16 protein-coding genes are annotated in these 18,716 nt (G+C 55.6%); all 16 read left to right on the top strand.

Annotated elements, in window-relative coordinates:
- The first annotated feature begins 74 nt into the window (after nt 1–74).
- Nucleotides 75–800: a 30S ribosomal protein S2 gene (gene rpsB / locus CWM61_RS17120; RefSeq protein ID WP_061155705.1), complete on the top strand. Its 726-nt coding sequence runs from the start codon at nt 75–77 to the stop codon at nt 798–800.
- Between the two features lie 119 nt (nt 801–919).
- A complete protein-coding gene (tsf, locus tag CWM61_RS17115; protein WP_004151930.1) occupies nt 920–1,771 on the top strand; it encodes a translation elongation factor Ts in 852 nt (283 codons plus the stop codon).
- Nucleotides 1,772–1,918: 147 nt separating this feature from the next.
- On the top strand, nt 1,919–2,644 hold the full coding sequence (gene pyrH, locus CWM61_RS17110; RefSeq protein ID WP_004098747.1) for a UMP kinase: 726 nt from the start codon (nt 1,919–1,921) through the stop codon (nt 2,642–2,644).
- 150 nt (nt 2,645–2,794) lie between these two features.
- Nucleotides 2,795–3,352: a ribosome recycling factor gene (frr, locus tag CWM61_RS17105; RefSeq protein ID WP_061155704.1), complete on the top strand. Its 558-nt coding sequence runs from the start codon at nt 2,795–2,797 to the stop codon at nt 3,350–3,352.
- 227 nt (nt 3,353–3,579) lie between these two features.
- Entirely contained in the window at nt 3,580–4,782 is a 1,203-nt protein-coding gene (gene ispC / locus CWM61_RS17100) for a 1-deoxy-D-xylulose-5-phosphate reductoisomerase (RefSeq protein WP_100631603.1), read from the top strand.
- A 237-nt stretch (nt 4,783–5,019) separates the two neighbouring features.
- Nucleotides 5,020–5,778 carry a (2E,6E)-farnesyl-diphosphate-specific ditrans,polycis-undecaprenyl-diphosphate synthase gene (gene ispU, locus CWM61_RS17090; protein ID WP_012968905.1) on the top strand — a complete coding sequence of 253 codons (759 nt, stop codon included), beginning with the start codon at nt 5,020–5,022 and terminating at the stop codon, nt 5,776–5,778.
- Between the two features lie 12 nt (nt 5,779–5,790).
- Entirely contained in the window at nt 5,791–6,648 is an 858-nt protein-coding gene (gene cdsA / locus CWM61_RS17085; RefSeq protein WP_061155702.1) for a phosphatidate cytidylyltransferase, read from the top strand.
- A gap of 11 nt (nt 6,649–6,659) precedes the next feature.
- Nucleotides 6,660–8,012, top strand: coding sequence for a sigma E protease regulator RseP (gene rseP, locus CWM61_RS17080; protein ID WP_061155701.1), 1,353 nt, complete (start codon nt 6,660–6,662; stop codon nt 8,010–8,012).
- 31 nt (nt 8,013–8,043) lie between these two features.
- Nucleotides 8,044–10,473, top strand: a complete 2,430-nt coding sequence (bamA, locus tag CWM61_RS17075) for an outer membrane protein assembly factor BamA (RefSeq protein WP_061155700.1) — start codon at nt 8,044–8,046, stop codon at nt 10,471–10,473.
- A 121-nt stretch (nt 10,474–10,594) separates the two neighbouring features.
- The gene (gene skp, locus CWM61_RS17070; protein WP_061155699.1) at nt 10,595–11,080 is read left to right on the top strand and encodes a molecular chaperone Skp; all 486 of its coding nucleotides are present in this window, start codon (nt 10,595–10,597) and stop codon (nt 11,078–11,080) included.
- 3 nt (nt 11,081–11,083) lie between these two features.
- Nucleotides 11,084–12,109 carry a UDP-3-O-(3-hydroxymyristoyl)glucosamine N-acyltransferase gene (gene lpxD, locus CWM61_RS17065; protein ID WP_008807350.1) on the top strand — a complete coding sequence of 342 codons (1,026 nt, stop codon included), beginning with the start codon at nt 11,084–11,086 and terminating at the stop codon, nt 12,107–12,109.
- Between the two features lie 105 nt (nt 12,110–12,214).
- Nucleotides 12,215–12,670 carry a 3-hydroxyacyl-ACP dehydratase FabZ gene (gene fabZ, locus CWM61_RS17060; RefSeq protein WP_061155698.1) on the top strand — a complete coding sequence of 152 codons (456 nt, stop codon included), beginning with the start codon at nt 12,215–12,217 and terminating at the stop codon, nt 12,668–12,670.
- Nucleotides 12,671–12,673: 3 nt separating this feature from the next.
- Nucleotides 12,674–13,462 carry an acyl-ACP--UDP-N-acetylglucosamine O-acyltransferase gene (lpxA, locus tag CWM61_RS17055; RefSeq protein ID WP_100631602.1) on the top strand — a complete coding sequence of 263 codons (789 nt, stop codon included), beginning with the start codon at nt 12,674–12,676 and terminating at the stop codon, nt 13,460–13,462.
- Nucleotides 13,462–14,613: a lipid-A-disaccharide synthase gene (gene lpxB / locus CWM61_RS17050; protein WP_100631601.1), complete on the top strand. Its 1,152-nt coding sequence runs from the start codon at nt 13,462–13,464 to the stop codon at nt 14,611–14,613. Before lpxA ends, lpxB begins: the two co-directional genes overlap by 1 nt.
- Nucleotides 14,610–15,209 (top strand): ribonuclease HII, encoded by a 600-nt coding sequence (rnhB, locus tag CWM61_RS17045; RefSeq protein WP_012542806.1) that lies wholly within the window; start codon nt 14,610–14,612, stop codon nt 15,207–15,209. The genes lpxB and rnhB overlap by 4 nt, the downstream gene beginning before the upstream one ends.
- Before the next feature lie 17 nt (nt 15,210–15,226).
- Nucleotides 15,227–18,709: a DNA polymerase III subunit alpha gene (gene dnaE, locus CWM61_RS17040; protein ID WP_061155695.1), complete on the top strand. Its 3,483-nt coding sequence runs from the start codon at nt 15,227–15,229 to the stop codon at nt 18,707–18,709.
- Nucleotides 18,710–18,716: the final 7 nt, after the last annotated feature.

Here is an 18,716-nt window from a genome sequence, read left to right as displayed (position 1 = left end):
GGGGTGCCCTTCGGGGTCGGTAATATGGGATACGTGGAGGCATAACCCCAATTTAATCTATAGAGGTTTTAAACATGGCAACTGTTTCCATGCGCGACATGCTCAAGGCTGGTGTTCACTTTGGTCACCAGACCCGTTACTGGAACCCGAAAATGAAGCCTTTCATCTTCGGCGCGCGTAACAAAGTTCACATCATCAACCTTGAGAAAACGGTACCGATGTTCAACGAAGCTCTGGCTGAGCTGAACAAAATCTCTGCCCGTAAAGGCAAGATCCTGTTCGTTGGTACTAAGCGCGCTGCAAGCGAAGCGGTAAAAGAAGCTGCTAACAGCTGCGACCAGTTCTTCGTGAACCATCGCTGGCTGGGCGGTATGCTGACTAACTGGAAAACCGTTCGTCAGTCCATCAAACGTCTGAAAGACCTGGAAACTCAGTCCCAGGACGGTACTTTCGAGAAGCTGACCAAGAAAGAAGCGCTGATGCGCACTCGTGAGCTGGACAAGCTGGAAAACAGCCTGGGCGGTATCAAAGACATGGGCGGCCTGCCGGACGCACTGTTCGTTATCGACGCTGACCACGAGCACATCGCTATCAAAGAAGCAAACAACCTGGGTATCCCGGTATTTGCTATCGTTGATACCAACTCTGATCCGGACGGCGTAGACTTCGTTATCCCGGGTAACGACGATGCAATCCGCGCAGTGACCCTGTACCTGGGCGCTGTTGCTGCTACCGTTCGTGAAGGTCGCTCTCAGGACCTGGCTTCTCAGGCGGAAGAAAGCTTCGTAGAAGCTGAATAATAAGGTTTAAGCCCTTATTAGTACCGTGTATGAATAGGGGCCCATTACAGGCCCCTTTTTTCAATTTACGCTGTTTGGCCGCTGGCCGGGCAGTATCCACATCTCCCGAGGATTTTAGAATGGCTGAAATTACCGCTTCCCTGGTAAAAGAGCTGCGCGAACGTACTGGCGCAGGCATGATGGATTGCAAAAAAGCGCTGACTGAAGCGAATGGCGACATCGAGCTGGCAATCGAAAACATGCGTAAATCCGGCGCGATCAAAGCGGCGAAGAAAGCAGGCAACGTGGCTGCTGACGGCGTGATCAAAACCAAAATCGAAGGCAACTACGGTTACATTCTGGAAGTTAACTGCCAGACTGACTTCGTTGCTAAAGATGGTGGTTTCCAGGCATTTGCTGACAAAGTACTGGACGCAGCTGTTGCTGGTAAAATCTCCGACGTTGAAGTTCTGAAAGCGCAGTTCGAAGAAGAACGTGTTGCGCTGGTTGCTAAAATCGGTGAGAACATCAACATCCGTCGTATCGCTGTTCTGGAAGGCGACGTTCTGGGTAGCTACCAGCACGGTGCGCGCATCGGCGTTCTGGTTGCCGCTAAAGGCGCTGACGAAGAGCTGGTTAAGCAGCTGGCAATGCACGTTGCAGCAAGCAAGCCGGAATTCGTTAAGCCGGAAGACGTGTCTGCTGAAGTCGTAGAAAAAGAGTACCAGGTTCAGCTGGACATCGCGATGCAGTCTGGTAAGCCGAAAGAAATCGCAGAGAAAATGGTTGAAGGCCGCATGAAGAAATTCACCGGCGAAGTTTCTCTGACGGGTCAGCCTTTCGTTATGGAGCCGAGCAAATCTGTTGGTCAGCTGCTGAAAGAGCATAATGCTGACGTGACTGGCTTCATCCGCTTTGAAGTGGGCGAAGGCATCGAGAAAGTTGAGACTGACTTTGCAGCAGAAGTTGCTGCGATGTCCAAGCAGTCTTAATTTTTACAAGGAGCCGCCTGAGGGCGGCTTCTTTTTGCGCCCATTTTGTAAATTCAGCCAACTGCGTATAGTGACCGCGCTGAAATGCGACATACAATGTCGCCAGAATTCTCATATCTCATTCGTTGACAGTCTCAGGAAAGAAACATGGCTACCAATGCAAAACCCGTCTACAAACGTATTCTGCTGAAATTAAGTGGCGAAGCGCTGCAGGGCTCAGAAGGCTTCGGTATTGATGCAAGCATACTTGACCGCATGGCTCAGGAGATCAAAGAGCTGGTTGAGCTGGGTATTCAGGTTGGCGTAGTAATTGGTGGCGGTAACCTGTTCCGTGGTGCTGGTCTGGCGAAAGCGGGTATGAACCGCGTTGTGGGCGACCACATGGGCATGCTGGCAACGGTCATGAACGGCCTCGCAATGCGTGATGCGCTCCACCGCGCCTATGTGAACGCTCGTCTGATGTCCGCCATCCCGCTGAACGGCGTGTGCGACAACTACAGCTGGGCAGAGGCGATCAGCCTGCTGCGCAACAACCGCGTGGTGATCCTCTCCGCGGGTACCGGCAACCCGTTCTTTACCACCGACTCCGCAGCCTGCCTGCGTGGTATTGAAATTGAAGCCGACGTGGTGCTGAAAGCGACCAAGGTTGACGGTGTGTTTACCGCGGATCCGGCAAAAGATCCTTCTGCCACCATGTACGATCAGCTGACCTACAGCGAAGTGCTGGATAAAGAGCTGAAAGTGATGGATCTGGCGGCCTTCACCCTGGCGCGTGACCACAAATTGCCGATTCGCGTCTTCAACATGAACAAACCCGGCGCCCTGCGTCGCGTGGTGATGGGCGAAAAAGAAGGCACATTGATCACGGAATAATTCCCGTCAGCGCCAAATCCGGGTAATATTCCGCTTTACTTTCGCGGGGATATTGCCCGGTGATTTTCATTAAATCTGACTATACTTAGCTCATTTTCCGACGGGTGCCCCGTCTGGTCTGACTGAGACAAGTTTTCAAGGATTCGTAACGTGATTAGCGATATCAGAAAAGATGCTGAAATCCGCATGGAAAAATGCGTTGAAGCATTCAAAAACCAAATCAGCAAAATTCGCACGGGTCGTGCTTCTCCGAGCCTGCTGGACGGGATTATTGTTGAATACTACGGTACCCCGACCCCGCTGCGCCAGCTGGCCAGCGTTACGGTAGAAGACTCCCGTACGCTGAAAATCAACGTCTTTGACCGCTCCATGAGCCCGGCCGTTGAAAAAGCAATCATGGCGTCCGACCTCGGTTTGAACCCAAGCTCTGCCGGCAGCGATATTCGTGTTCCGCTGCCGCCGCTGACCGAAGAACGTCGTAAAGATCTGACCAAGATCGTGCGTGGCGAAGCGGAGCAGGCGCGTGTCGCCGTGCGTAACGTTCGCCGTGATGCGAACGACAAAGTTAAAGCTCTGCTCAAAGAGAAAGAGATCAGCGAAGATGACGATCGCCGTTCTCAGGACGACGTGCAGAAAATGACTGACGCCGCCATCAAGAAAGTTGACGCGGCGCTGGCAGATAAAGAAGCGGAACTGATGCAGTTCTGATGCTCTGCTGTTGCTCGGGCCGACACTTCCTGGCCTGAGTAAAATCTGAAACGCCGTACAGAAGACTGTACGCTCAATTCTCGGGATTGCGTTGAGACGGCTGGCCTTGTAGCCTTTAGCGCTAAGTTGAAGGCCTGATGCCGCCGTCTTATCCCCGATAGTTGTCGCGTAGGGGCTTGCTGGCGGCGTTTTGCTTTTTATTCTGTTTCCTTTCTTCTGGACGTCTCATGAAGCAATTAACCGTTCTCGGTTCGACCGGATCCATTGGCTGTAGCACGCTGGACGTGGTACGCCATAACCCTGGTTGCTTTTCCGTCGCCGCGCTGGTCGCGGGGAAAAACGTTGACCGCATGGTTGAACAATGCCTGGAATTTACCCCTCGCTTCGCGGTGATGGATGATGCGCAAAGCGCTGAGCGGTTGCGCACCCGTCTGCATGAGCATGGCTGCCGTACCGAGGTGTTGAGCGGCCAGCAGGCGGCAGCTGAGGTCGCGGCGCTGGATGAAGTCGATCAGGTGATGGCGGCTATCGTCGGCGCGGCGGGACTGGTGCCGACGCTGGCGGCGATCCGCGCCGGGAAAACGGTGTTGTTGGCGAATAAAGAATCGCTGGTGACCTGCGGTCGCTTGTTCATGGAGGCCGTTCAGCGGTCGGGGGCGCGATTGCTGCCGGTCGATAGCGAACATAACGCTATTTTTCAGAGTATGCCGGAGACAATTCAACAGCATCTGGGATACGCTGACCTCACCCAGAATGGCGTTTCGTCGATTCTGTTGACCGGTTCAGGAGGCCCTTTCCGCGAGACGGACGTGGCTGAACTGTCGGCGATGACCCCGGATCAGGCCTGCCGCCATCCAAACTGGTCAATGGGACGTAAGATCTCCGTCGACTCAGCCACGATGATGAACAAAGGTCTGGAGTATATTGAAGCGCGCTGGCTGTTCAATGCCTCGGCGCAGCAGATGGAAGTGCTGATCCACCCGCAGTCGGTGATCCACTCGATGGTTCGCTATCAGGACGGCAGCGTGCTGGCCCAGCTTGGGGAGCCGGATATGCGCACGCCGATTGCCCATACCATGGGCTGGCCACAGCGCCTGACCTCCGGGGCCAAACCGCTGGACTTCTGCCAGCTGAGCAACCTGAGCTTCTCAGCGCCGGACTACACTCGGTATCCTTGCCTGAAGCTGGCGATGGACGCGTTTGATGTCGGCCAGGCGGCCACTACGGCGCTGAATGCGGCCAATGAAGAGTCGGTTGCCGCGTTTCTGCATGGCGATATCCGCTTTACCGATATTGCGGCGGTGAATCTGGCGGTGCTGGATAAGATGAACCTGCAGGAGCCGCAAAGCATTGATGAGGTTCTGGTTATCGACGCTGACGCTCGTGCGGTAGCTCACCAGCAGCTGAAGCGTTTGGGCGCGCAGGCGTAACGCGGTGGTATTTGTGGGCGAAAGGCTTCGGTGATATAGTCTGCGCCACCCGATCGTTGCATTTTGTTGTTAAAGATTACGGTGGCCGTGGCAAAACACGGCTTTTTTGCGTAAAGCTTTTGGTTGTTCTCTGCGATTGGCTGCAGCCCCGGCATCGGATAAAAATGCGTATCCAGCGCGGCCCGGTGGCCTCTGTTTGGTGGCTAGTTAATCCTTATTATGGACTTAAAACGCGTGATGTTGTCTGCTAATCAAACTGTCAGCGAAATATCGCCAACACATGGCTGCCGTCATGTCGCCATTATTATGGATGGCAACGGCCGTTGGGCGAAACGGCAAGGTAAAATTCGCGCTTTCGGGCACAAGGCCGGTGCGAAATCCGTGCGTCGTGCGGTCTCCTTTGCGGCGAATAATGGAATTGAGGCGTTAACGTTATACGCGTTCAGCAGCGAAAACTGGAATCGTCCGGCTCAGGAAGTCAGCGCGCTGATGGAACTGTTCGTCTGGGCGCTGGATAGCGAAGTCAAAAGTCTGCACCGACACAATGTGCGTTTGCGGGTGATTGGCGACACCACGCGCTTCAATGCACGCCTGCAGGAACGCATCCGCAAAGCGGAAGCGTTGACCGCAAACAATACCGGCTTAACGCTGAACATTGCGGCAAATTACGGTGGTCGCTGGGATATTACCCAGGGCGTTCGTCTGCTGGCCAAACAAGTGCAGGACGGGACGCTGCTGCCTGAAGAGATCACGGAAGAGATGCTGAGTCAGCAGGTCTGCATGCATGAACTGGCTCCCGTTGATTTAGTTATTAGGACCGGGGGAGAGCACCGAATAAGTAACTTTTTGATTTGGCAAATTGCCTATGCCGAACTTTACTTTACGGATGTTCTTTGGCCCGATTTTGCTGAACAGGACTTTGAAGGTGCACTCCATGCCTTTGTTAATCGAGAGCGTCGTTTCGGCGGCACTGAGCCGGGTGGCAGTCATGCCTGATGGGGGTCACTTTTGCTGAAGTATCGCCTGATATCTGCTTTCGTCTTAATTCCCGTCGTCATTGCGGCGCTGTTCTTATTGCCGCCGATGGGGTTTGCTATCGTGACCCTCGTGGTCTGTATGCTCGCCGCGTGGGAGTGGGGGCAACTGAGCGGTTTCAACTCAACGTCGCAGCGGGTCTGGCTGGCGGTGCTGTGCGGCCTTCTGCTGGCTGCCATGCTTTTTCTGCTGCCTGAATACCATTATGACGTTCATCAACCGATGGTCGAAGGTTCACTATGGGCCTCGTTCGCCTGGTGGATCGTCGCCCTGTTACTGGTGTTATCGTACCCGGCGTCGGCGGCATTCTGGCGCCATTCCAAAGTGCTGCGCCTTATCTTCGGCATATTGACCATCGTCCCGTTTTTCTGGGGCATGTTGGCGCTGCGCGCCTGGCACTATACCGATAATCACTATAGCGGCGCGGTGTGGCTGCTGTACGTCATGATCCTGGTCTGGGGTGCCGACTCGGGCGCCTACATGTTTGGCAAAATGTTCGGCAAGCATAAGCTGGCGCCGAAGGTTTCACCGGGAAAAACCTGGCAGGGTTTTTTTGGCGGTTTGCTGACGGCGGCCGTGATCTCCTGGGCTTACGGGGTGTGGGCGCATCTTGACGTCACGCCGACGGTGCTACTGGTCTGTTCCGTGGTGGCGGCCCTGGCTTCCGTGCTGGGCGACCTGACGGAAAGTATGTTTAAGCGCGAGGCCGGCATTAAGGATAGCGGGCACTTGATTCCCGGACACGGCGGTATTCTCGATCGTATCGACAGCCTGACGGCGGCGGTACCGGTCTTCGCCTGTTTGCTACTGTTGGTCTTCAGGACGATTTGACGGAAGGTTATATGCTGAGCGTGCTCTGGAATCTGGCAGCTTTTATCATTGCGCTTGGCGTACTGATTACGGTGCATGAGTTTGGCCATTTTTGGGTGGCGCGCCGCTGCGGCATCCGGGTTGAGCGTTTTTCTATTGGCTTTGGCAAAGCGCTGTGGCGGCGGATGGATAAGCAGGGCACGGAGTTCGTCATTGCTTTGATCCCGCTGGGCGGCTACGTCAAGATGCTGGACGAGCGCGTCGAGGCGGTAGCGCCGGAGATGCGCCACTACGCTTTCAACAATAAAACCGTCGGCCAGCGTGCGGCGGTGATTGCCGCAGGCCCCATCGCTAACTTCCTTTTCGCAATCTTTGCCTACTGGCTGGTCTTTATCATCGGCGTTCCCGGCGTGCGGCCGGTGGTGGGTGAAATAACGCCCAATTCGGTTGCCGCGCAAGCACAAATTGCAAAAGGAACGGAACTTAAAGCGATAGATGGTATCGAAACGCCTGATTGGGATGCGGTGCGTATGCAGCTGGTGGCCAAAATCGGCAACTCGCAAACAATACTTACCGTCGCCCCTTTCGGGACCAATCAGCGCCAGGATAAAATCGTCGATCTGCGGCACTGGGCGTTTGAGCCAGACAAGCAAGATCCCGTGACCTCGCTGGGGATCCAGCCGCGCAGCGCGCAGATTGATACGGTGCTGGCGGAAGTCCAGGCGGGCTCGGCGGCCCAGAAAGCGGGTTTGCAAGCGGGCGACCGGATCGTTAAAGTCGATGGTCAACCGTTAACGCAGTGGATGACGTTTGTTAATCTGGTGCGAGATAATCCGGGCAAAGCGCTGGCGCTGGAGATTGAACGGCAGGGGAGTGCGCTGCCGTTAACCCTGACGCCGGATGCGAAAACGGTAAAAGGTAAGGCAGAAGGGTTCGCAGGGGTGGTGCCAAAGGTCATCCCGCTACCTGAGGAATACAAGACAGTACGTCAGTACGGACCGTTTGCCGCCATCGCTGAAGCCACGGATAAAACCTGGCAGCTGATGTCACTGACGGTCAGGATGCTGGGTAAATTGATAACCGGTGATGTCAAACTGAACAACCTCAGTGGGCCGATCTCTATCGCTCAGGGGGCTGGAATGTCAGCGGAGTTTGGGTTGATTTATTATCTGATGTTCCTTGCGCTGATTAGCGTGAACCTCGGAATCATCAACCTGTTCCCACTGCCCGTACTGGATGGGGGACATCTGCTGTTTTTAGCGATCGAAAAGCTGAAGGGCGGGCCGGTATCCGAGCGAGTTCAAGACTTTAGTTATCGCATTGGCTCAATACTGCTGGTGCTGTTAATGGGGCTTGCACTTTTCAATGATTTCTCTCGGTTATAAGAGAGTTTGTTAGGAAGAACGCATAATAACGATGGCGATGAAAAAGTTGCTCATAGCGTCGCTGCTGTTTAGCAGCGCGACTGTATACGGTGCTGAAGGGTTCGTGGTGAAGGACATTCATTTCGAAGGCTTGCAGCGTGTCGCTGTTGGTGCGGCCCTCCTCAGTATGCCAGTGCGTCCTGGCGATACGGTGACCGACGATGATATCAGTAACACTATTCGCGCGCTGTTTGCCACTGGCAACTTCGAGGACGTCCGCGTCCTGCGCGACGGTGATACCCTGCTGGTGCAGGTGAAAGAGCGTCCGACGATCGCCAGCATCACCTTCTCCGGCAACAAGTCGGTGAAAGATGACATGCTCAAGCAGAACCTTGAGGCTTCTGGTGTTCGGGTGGGCGAGTCGCTTGACCGCACGACCATCGCGGATATCGAGAAGGGTCTTGAGGATTTCTACTACAGCGTCGGTAAATACAGCGCCAGCGTCAAAGCGGTTGTGACGCCGCTGCCGCGTAACCGTGTCGATCTGAAGCTGGTCTTCCAGGAAGGCGTCTCCGCAAAAATTCAGCAGATCAATATCGTCGGCAACCATGCGTTTTCGACCGATGAACTGATCTCCCACTTCCAGCTGCGCGATGAGGTACCGTGGTGGAACGTGGTCGGCGACCGTAAATACCAGAAGCAGAAGCTGGCGGGCGACCTTGAAACCCTGCGCAGCTACTATCTGGATCGCGGTTATGCCCGTTTCAACATCGATTCTACTCAGGTTAGCCTGACGCCGGACAAGAAAGGGATCTACATTACCGTCAACATCACCGAAGGCGATCAGTACAAGCTTTCCGGGGTGCAGGTAACGGGCGATCTCGCGGGCCATTCGGCCGAAATCGAAGCGCTGACCAAAGTCGAGCCGGGCGAACTGTACAACGGCGCGAAAGTAACCAAGATGGAAAACGACATCAAGAAACTGTTGGGTCGTTATGGTTACGCCTACCCGCGCGTTCAGTCGCAGCCGGAAATCAACGACAGCGATAAGACCGTCAAACTGCACGTCAACGTCGATGCGGGTAACCGCTATTACGTGCGTAAAATTCGCTTCGAAGGCAACGACACCTCCAAAGATGCCGTACTGCGCCGCGAAATGCGCCAGATGGAAGGCGCATGGCTGGGGAGCGATCTCGTCGATCAGGGTAAAGACCGTCTCAACCGTTTAGGCTTCTTCGAAACGGTGGATACCGATACCCAGCGCGTGCCGGGCAGCCCGGACCAGGTCGACGTTGTCTACAAGGTGAAAGAGCGTAATACCGGTAGCTTCAACTTCGGCATCGGCTACGGTACCGAAAGCGGCGTCAGCTTCCAGGCGGGCGTCCAGCAGGATAACTGGTTAGGTACGGGTTATGCTGTCGGGATCAACGGCACCAAAAATGACTACCAGACCTATACCGAACTGTCGGTGACCAACCCGTACTTCACCGTAGACGGTGTGAGCCTCGGCGGTCGTATCTTCTATAATGACTTTGATGCGAACGATGCGGATCTGTCTGACTATACCAACAAAAGCTATGGTACAGACGTCACGCTGGGCTTCCCGGTCAACGAATACAATACGCTGCGCGCCGGTGTCGGTTATGTCCATAACTCCCTGTCCAATATGCAGCCGCAGGTGGCGATGTGGCGTTACCTGAACTCGATGGGCCAGTATCCGGACAACACCAACGACCGGAACTCGTTCAGTGCGAATGACTTCACCTTCAACTACGGTTGGACCTATAACAAGCTTGACCGCGGCTTCTTCCCAACGGAAGGTTCGCGCGTCAACCTGAACGGTAAGGTGACCATTCCGGGCTCAGACAACGAATACTACAAAGCGACGCTGGATACGGCGACCTACGTGCCGATCGACAACGATCACCAGTGGGTAGTGCTGGGGCGTACCCGCTTTGGCTATGGCGATGGTATCGGCGGCAAAGAGATGCCGTTCTATGAGAACTTCTATGCCGGTGGTTCCAGCACCGTGCGTGGTTTCCAGTCGAACACCATCGGTCCGAAGGCGGTATACTTCCCGTCGAGCAGCCGTCATGATGGCGATAGCGGTTATACCAATGACTGTAAGAGCACCGAATCCGCACCGTGTAAATCTGATGATGCGGTGGGCGGTAACGCGATGGCGGTGGCCAGCCTGGAGCTGATTACCCCGACACCGTTTATTAGTGACAAATATGCGAACTCGGTCCGTACTTCCTTCTTCTGGGATATGGGTACCGTATGGGATACTCACTGGGATTCGAACGCCTATGGCGGCTATCCGGATTACAGTGATCCGAGCAACATCCGTATGTCTGCGGGTATTGCCGTGCAGTGGATGTCGCCGTTGGGGCCGTTGGTCTTCTCCTACGCCCAACCGTTCAAAAAGTACGATGGAGACAAAGCCGAACAGTTCCAGTTTAACATTGGTAAAACCTGGTAATTGTAGGTGGCAACGGAATGCAAGTGCAGTATAGCGCTGACTGTAGGCGATAACGCGTTTATCGCCTCGCCACGCAAATAACGGTACCCCTGGGTACTCATGGGATGGTAAGGAGTTTATTGTGAAAAAGTGGTTATTAGCTGCAGGTCTGGGTTTGGCAATGGTTACTTCCGCTCAGGCGGCAGATAAAATTGCCCTGGTGAACATGAACAGCCTGTTCCAACAGGTTGCCCAGAAAACTGGCGTTTCCAACACGCTGGAAAACGAGTTCAAAGGCCGCGCTAGCGAACTGCAGCGTATGGAAGGCGACCTGCAGTCTAAAATGCAGCGTCTGCAGTCCATGAAGCCGGGCGCCGATCGTACCAAACTGGAAAAAGACGTGATGGCTCAGCGCCAGAGCTTCTCCCAGAAAGCGCAGGCATTTGAGCAAGATCGCGCACGTCGTTCTAACGAAGAGCGTGGCAAACTGGTTACCCGCATCCAGACTGCTGTACAGAGCGTAGCGAAAGATCAGAGCATCGATCTGGTGGTTGACGCAAATGCCGTTGCATACAACAGCGGCGATGTAAAAGACATCACCGCTGATGTGCTGAAACAGGTTAAATAAGTAATGCCTTCAATTCGACTGGCTGATCTCGCGCAGCAGTTGGATGCAGAATTACACGGTGATGGCGATATCGTCATCACCGGCGTTGCGTCCATGCAGAGCGCGAAAACGGGCCAAATCACTTTCATGGTCAACCCTAAGTACCGTGAACACCTGGCCGCTTGTCAGGCTTCTGCCGTTGTCATGACGCAGGATGATTTGCCTTTTGCCCATAGCGCCGCGCTGGTAGTGCGTAATCCCTACCTGACCTACGCGCGCATGGCTCAAATTCTTGATACCACGCCGCAGCCGGCACAGGATATCGCGCCGAGCGCGGTTATCGATCCGTCGGCGAAGCTGGGTAACAACGTGGCGATCGGTGCTAACGCCGTTATCGAATCCGGTGTTGTGCTGGGCGATAACGTGGTGATCGGCGCAGGCTGCTTCGTTGGGAAAAATACGAAAATTGGTGCCGGCTCGCGTTTGTGGGCCAATGTGACCATTTACCATGAGATTGAGATCGGCGAGAATTGCCTGATCCAGTCCAGCACGGTGATCGGCGCGGATGGCTTCGGCTACGCTAACGATCGTGGCAACTGGGTAAAGATCCCGCAGCTTGGTCGCGTTATTATTGGCGATCGCGTGGAGATCGGCGCCTGTACCACTATCGATCGCGGCGCGCTGGATGACACCCTTATCGGTAATGGCGTCATTATCGATAATCAGTGTCAGATTGCGCATAACGTGGTGATTGGCGACAATACCGCGGTTGCCGGCGGTGTTATCATGGCCGGAAGCCTGAAAATTGGCCGCTACTGCATGATTGGCGGCGCCAGCGTGATTAATGGCCATATGGAAATCTGCGATAAAGTCACCGTCACGGGGATGGGGATGGTTATGCGTCCTATTTCTGAACCTGGCGTATACTCCTCCGGTATTCCGCTGCAGCCGAACAAGGCGTGGCGTAAAACTGCGGCGCTGGTGATGAATATTGACGAGATGAGCAAGCGCCTGAAAGCGATTGAGCGCAAGGTTAATCAACAAGACTAATTCATCATTTGGTCACATGACATTTCCGGCCTGTTGCATTCGCTAAAAGATTGCCGCAGGCCGTGTTATTATTGCCTTTTAGTACATTTAGACAGGAAGAGTATTTTGACTACTGACACTCATACTCTGCACATTGAAGAGATTCTGGAACTTCTGCCTCACCGTTACCCGTTCCTGCTGGTAGACCGCGTGCTGGATTTTGAAGAAGGTCGTTTTCTGCGCGCAGTAAAAAATGTTTCTGTAAACGAGCCGTTTTTCCAGGGGCACTTCCCTGGTAAGCCGATTTTGCCGGGCGTGCTGATTCTGGAAGCGATGGCGCAGGCCACCGGGATTCTGGCATTTAAAAGCGTCGGGAAACTGGAGCCAGGCGAGCTGTACTATTTCGCGGGCATCGACGAAGCGCGCTTCAAACGTCCGGTAGTACCAGGCGATCAGATGATTATGGAAGTCACTTTCGAGAAAACCCGTCGTGGCCTGACCCGCTTTAAGGGCGTCGCGATGGTTGACGGTAAAGTGGTTTGCGAAGCGACGATGATGTGTGCGCGTAGCCGGGAGGCCTGATACGTGATTGATAAAACCGCTTTTGTTCATCCTACCGCCATTGTAGAAGAAGGCGCCGTCATTGGCGCTAACGTTCACATTGGTCCGTTTTGTATTGTTGGCGCTAACGTCGAAATTGGCGAAGGCACCGTACTGAAGTCTCATGTCGTCGTTAACGGCCACACCAAAATCGGCCGTGACAATGAGATCTATCAGTTCGCTTCCGTCGGCGAAGTTAACCAGGATCTGAAATATGCTGGCGAACCGACCCGGGTGGAAATTGGCGATCGCAACCGCATCCGCGAAAGCGTCACCATTCATCGCGGCACAGTACAGGGCGGTGGATTAACAAAGGTGGGCAACGATAACCTGCTGATGATCAACGCCCACGTGGCGCACGATTGTACGCTTGGCGATCGCTGCATTCTGGCCAATAACGCAACCTTGGCCGGTCACGTATCTCTGGATGATTTCGTCATCATCGGCGGCATGACTGCAGTACACCAGTTCTGCATCATCGGCGCACACGTCATGGTTGGCGGTTGCTCCGGCGTGGCGCAGGACGTTCCGCCGTTCGTGATTGCCCAGGGTAACCACGCCACCCCGTTTGGCGTGAACATCGAAGGGCTGAAACGCCGTGGCTTTAGCCGTGAGGCGATTACCGCGATTCGTAACGCGTATAAACTGCTGTACCGCAGCGGCAAAACGCTGGACGAAGCCAAACCGGAAATCGCCGAACTGGCGACTCAGTATCCTGAAGTTCAGCCGTTTGTCGATTTCTTTGCCCGTTCCACTCGCGGCTTGATTCGTTAATGGCTGAATCGCCTCCCCTGACGATTGCCCTGGTCGCCGGAGAAACCTCCGGCGATATTCTTGGTGCAGGCCTCATCCGGGCTCTCAAAGCGCGCATCCCTGATGCACGCTTTGTCGGCGTGGCGGGGCCGCTGATGCAGGCGGAAGGGTGCGAAGCCTGGTACGAAATGGAAGAGCTGGCGGTGATGGGCATTGTTGAAGTGCTAGGTCGCTTACGCCGCTTACTGCATATTCGCGCCGATTTAACCCGCCGTTTTGGCGAGCTGCGCCCCGATGTCTTTGTCGGCATCGACGCCCCTGACTTCAATATTACCCTCGAAGGGAATTTGAAAAAGCAGGGCATCAAAACGATTCACTACGTCAGCCCGTCGGTCTGGGCCTGGCGACAAAAACGCGTTTTCAAAATCGGCAGATCGACCGATCTGGTGCTGGCATTTCTGCCTTTCGAAAAAGCGTTTTATGACAAATTTAACGTCCCTTGCCGCTTTATCGGCCATACCATGGCGGATGCGATGCCGCTGGATCCCGACAAGAACGCTGCGCGTGACCGGTTAGGGATCCCGCACAATGTGCGCTGTCTGGCGCTGCTGCCCGGCAGCCGCGGCGCGGAAGTTGAAATGCTCAGCGCGGACTTTCTGAAAACCGCACAGTTGTTACGCGTCACCTATCCCGATCTGCAGGTGGTGGTGCCGCTGGTCAATGCCAAACGACGGGAGCAGTTTGAGCGAATCAAAGCTGAGACGGCGCCGGATATGATCGTGCATATGCTGGATGGTCAGGCGCGCGATGCGATGATCGCCAGCGACGCCGCGCTGCTGGCCTCCGGGACGGCGGCGCTGGAGTGCATGCTGGCGAAGTGCCCGATGGTGGTTGGCTACCGCATGAAGCCGTTCACCTTCTGGCTGGCAAAGCGTCTGGTGAAAACCGACTACGTCTCCTTGCCGAATCTGCTGGCCGGGCGCGAGCTGGTCAAAGAGCTGCTGCAGGATGAATGCGAGCCGCAGGCGCTGGCTGCCGCCCTGAAGCCGCTGCTGGCCGATGGCAAAACCAGCCACGAAATGCATGAGACGTTCCGCGCGCTGCATCAGCAGATCCGCTGCAACGCCGATGAGCAGGCCGCGGACGCCGTACTGGAGTTAGCAAAACAATGATGGAGTTCGTCTATCCGCATACCCATCTGGTTGCCGGCGTTGATGAAGTTGGCCGCGGGCCACTGGTTGGCGCGGTCGTGACCGCGGCGGTGATCCTCGATCCGGCGAAGCCGATTGTGGGTCTGAATGATTCCAAAAAACTCAGCGAGAAGCGTCGTCTGGCGCTGTGCGATGAGATTAAAGAGAAAGCGCTGTGCTGGAGCCTGGGGCGCGCCGAGCCGCACGAAATCGACGAGCTGAATATTCTGCATGCCACTATGCTGGCGATGCAGCGCGCCGTTGCCGGCCTGAGCATTGTTCCTGAGTTTGTCCTGATCGATGGCAACCGCTGTCCGTCGCTGCCGATGCCCTCCCTGGCGGTGGTGAAAGGCGACAGCCGGGTGGCAGAAATCAGCGCAGCGTCTATTCTGGCAAAAGTCACTCGTGACGCCGAAATGGCCACGCTGGATCTCGCATTTCCCCACTACGGTTTTGCCCAGCACAAAGGCTATCCCACCGCTGTTCACCTGCAGAAGCTGCAGGAACACGGCGCAACAGAGCATCACCGGCGCAGTTTTGGCCCGGTGAAGCGTGCCCTGGGCCTGGCGTCCAACTAAGTCACCGGGATCTAAAGATGGCTGAACCACGTTTCGTACACCTGCGGGTGCACAGCGACTATTCCATGATCGATGGGCTGGCAAAGACCGGGCCGCTGGTGAAAAAGGCGGCCTCGCTTGGCATGCCGGCGCTGGCGATCACCGATTTCACCAACCTGTGTGGACTGGTGAAGTTCTACGGGACGGGACACGGCGCGGGCATTAAGCCGATTGTCGGCGCCGACTTTCACGTGCAGTGCGACCTGCTCGGCGACGAGTTTACCGAGCTGACTGTACTGGCGGCGAATAATGCGGGTTATCAGAATCTGACGCTGCTCATTTCCCGCGCCTACCAGCGCGGCTACGGCGCGCTGGGGCCGTGGATTGACCGCGACTGGCTGGTAGAACATCAGGAAGGGTTGATTCTGCTCTCCGGCGGCCGTAAAGGCGACGTTGGTGTTAGCCTGATCCGCGGCAATATGCCGTTAGTGGAACAGTGCGTCGCGTTCTATGAAGAGCATTTCCCGGACCGTTATTTTCTTGAGCTGATCCGCACCGGTCGTCAGGATGAAGAGTCCTATCTCCACGCCGCGGTGGCGCTGGCGGAAGCGCGTGGCCTGCCGGTGGTGGCGACCAACGATGTCCGCTTCCTCGACACCAGCGATTTCGACGCCCATGAAATCCGCGTCGCGATCCACGACGGCTTCACGCTCGACGACCCGAAACGGCCGCGCAATTACTCGCCGCAGCAATATATGCGCAGTGAGGAGGAGATGTGCGAGCTGTTCGCCGATATCCCGGAAGCGCTGGAAAACAGCGTTGAGATCGCCAAACGATGCAACGTCACCGTTCGGCTTGGTGAATATTTCCTGCCGCAGTTCCCGACGGGCGATATGACCACCGAAGATTTCCTGGTCATGAAATCGAAAGAGGGTCTGGAAGAGCGTCTGGAATTCCTCTTCCCGGATCCTGCCGTACGTGCTGAAAAGCGCCCGGCGTATGACGAGCGTCTGGATATTGAACTCCAGGTCATCAACCAGATGGGGTTCCCGGGCTACTTCCTGATCGTCATGGAGTTTATCCAGTGGTCGAAGGATAACGGCGTACCGGTTGGCCCGGGCCGCGGTTCCGGCGCCGGTTCACTGGTGGCCTACGCGCTGAAAATCACCGATCTTGATCCGCTGGAATTTGATCTGCTGTTCGAACGTTTCCTTAACCCGGAGCGTGTCTCGATGCCCGACTTCGACGTCGATTTCTGCATGGAGAAACGCGACCAGGTTATTGAGCATGTGGCGGACATGTATGGCCGCGATGCGGTATCGCAGATCATCACCTTCGGTACCATGGCGGCGAAAGCGGTCATCCGCGACGTGGGCCGTGTGCTGGGTCACCCGTACGGCTTTGTCGACCGTATCTCCAAGCTGGTGCCGCCCGATCCGGGTATGACGCTGGCGAAAGCGTTTGAAGCCGAACCGCAGCTGCCGGAAATCTACGAGGCGGACGAAGAAGTTAAAGCGCTGATCGACATGGCGCGTAAGCTGGAAGGGGTGACGCGAAACGCCGGTAAACACGCCGGTGGGGTGGTTATCGCTCCCACTAAAATCACCGACTTTGCGCCACTGTATTGCGATGAGCAGGGGCTGCATCCGGTTACCCAGTTTGACAAGAACGACGTCGAATACGCCGGGCTGGTAAAATTCGACTTCCTCGGTCTGCGTACGCTCACTATCATTAACTGGGCGCTGGAGATGATCAACAAGCGGCGGGCGAAGAACGGCGAAGGGCCGTTGGATATCGCCGCTATCCCGCTGGATGACAAGAAAAGCTTCGACATGCTGCAGCGCTCGGAAACCACCGCGGTCTTCCAGCTTGAATCACGCGGCATGAAAGATCTGATTAAGCGTCTGCAGCCTGACTGCTTCGAAGATATGATCGCGCTGGTGGCTCTGTTCCGTCCGGGCCCGCTGCAGTCGGGGATGGTAGATAACTTTATCGACCGTAAGCACGGCCGCGAAGAGATTTCCTATCCGGACGTACAGTGGCAGCATGAGAGCCTGAAACCGGTGCTTGAGCCGACCTACGGCATTATCCTGTATCAGGAACAGGTCATGCAGATTGCCCAGGTGCTTTCCGGTTATACCCTCGGCGGCGCAGATATGCTGCGCCGTGCGATGGGTAAGAAAAAACCGGAGGAGATGGCCAAGCAGCGTGGCACCTTCGAAGAAGGGGCGAGGAAAAACGGTGTTGATGGTGAACTGGCGATAAAAATCTTCGACCTGGTGGAGAAATTCGCCGGTTACGGGTTTAACAAATCGCACTCCGCTGCCTACGCGCTGGTCTCTTACCAGACGCTATGGCTTAAGGCGCACTATCCGGCAGAGTTTATGGCGGCGGTAATGACCGCCGATATGGACAACACTGAGAAGGTGGTTGGCCTGGTGGATGAGTGCTGGCGCATGGGGCTGAAAATTTTGCCCCCGGATATTAACTCCGGCCTGTACCATTTCCACGTCAATGATGACGGTGAGATCGTCTACGGCATCGGCGCCATCAAAGGCGTTGGCGAAGGGCCGATCGAAGCGATCATTGAGGCGCGCAACAATGGCGGTTATTTCCGCGAGCTGTTCGACCTCTGCGCGCGGACCGATATTAAAAAGCTCAACCGTCGGGTGCTGGAAAAACTGATTATGTCCGGGGCGTTCGATCGTCTCGGTCCGCATCGCGCAGCGCTGATGAATTCGCTGGGCGATGCGTTAAAAGCCGCCGACCAGCACGCGAAAGCGGAGGCCATTGGCCAGGCCGATATGTTCGGCGTGCTGGCGGAAGAGCCTGAGCAAATAGAACAGTCCTACGCCAGCTGCCAGCCGTGGCCTGAGCAGGTGGTGCTGGATGGTGAAAGGGAAACCCTGGGGCTGTATCTGACCGGTCACCCGATTAACCAGTACCTGAAAGAGATCGAGCGCTACGTCGGTGGCGTGCGGCTCAAAGACATGCATCCGACCGATCGTGGTAAAGTGACCACGGCGGCGGGGCTGGTGATTGCGGCGCGGGTAATGGTCACCAAGCGCGGCAATCGTATCGGCATCTGTACGCTGGATGACCGTTCCGGGCGTCTGGAGGTGATGTTGTTCACCGACGCGCTGGATAAATATCAGCAGTTGCTGGAAAAAGACCGCATACTTATCGTCAGCGGACAGGTCAGCTTTGATGACTTTAGCGGGGGGCTTAAAATGACCGCCCGCGAAGTCATGGACATTGACGAAGCCCGGGAAAAATATGCTCGCGGGCTTGCTATCTCGCTGACGGACAGGCAAATTGATGACCAGCTTTTAAACCGACTCCGTCAGTCTCTGGAACCCCACCGTTCGGGAACCATTCCAGTGCACCTCTACTATCAGAGGGCGGATGCACGCGCGCGGTTGCGTTTCGGCGCAACATGGCGCGTCTCTCCGAGCGATCGTTTACTTAACGATCTGCGTGGCCTTATCGGCTCGGAGCAGGTGGAACTGGAGTTTGACTAATACAGGA

The organism is Klebsiella sp. K-Nf6 (assembly GCF_002806655.1).
Lineage (GTDB): Bacteria > Pseudomonadota > Gammaproteobacteria > Enterobacterales > Enterobacteriaceae > Klebsiella > Klebsiella variicola.
This window is presented reverse-complemented; position numbering and strand designations above follow the sequence as displayed.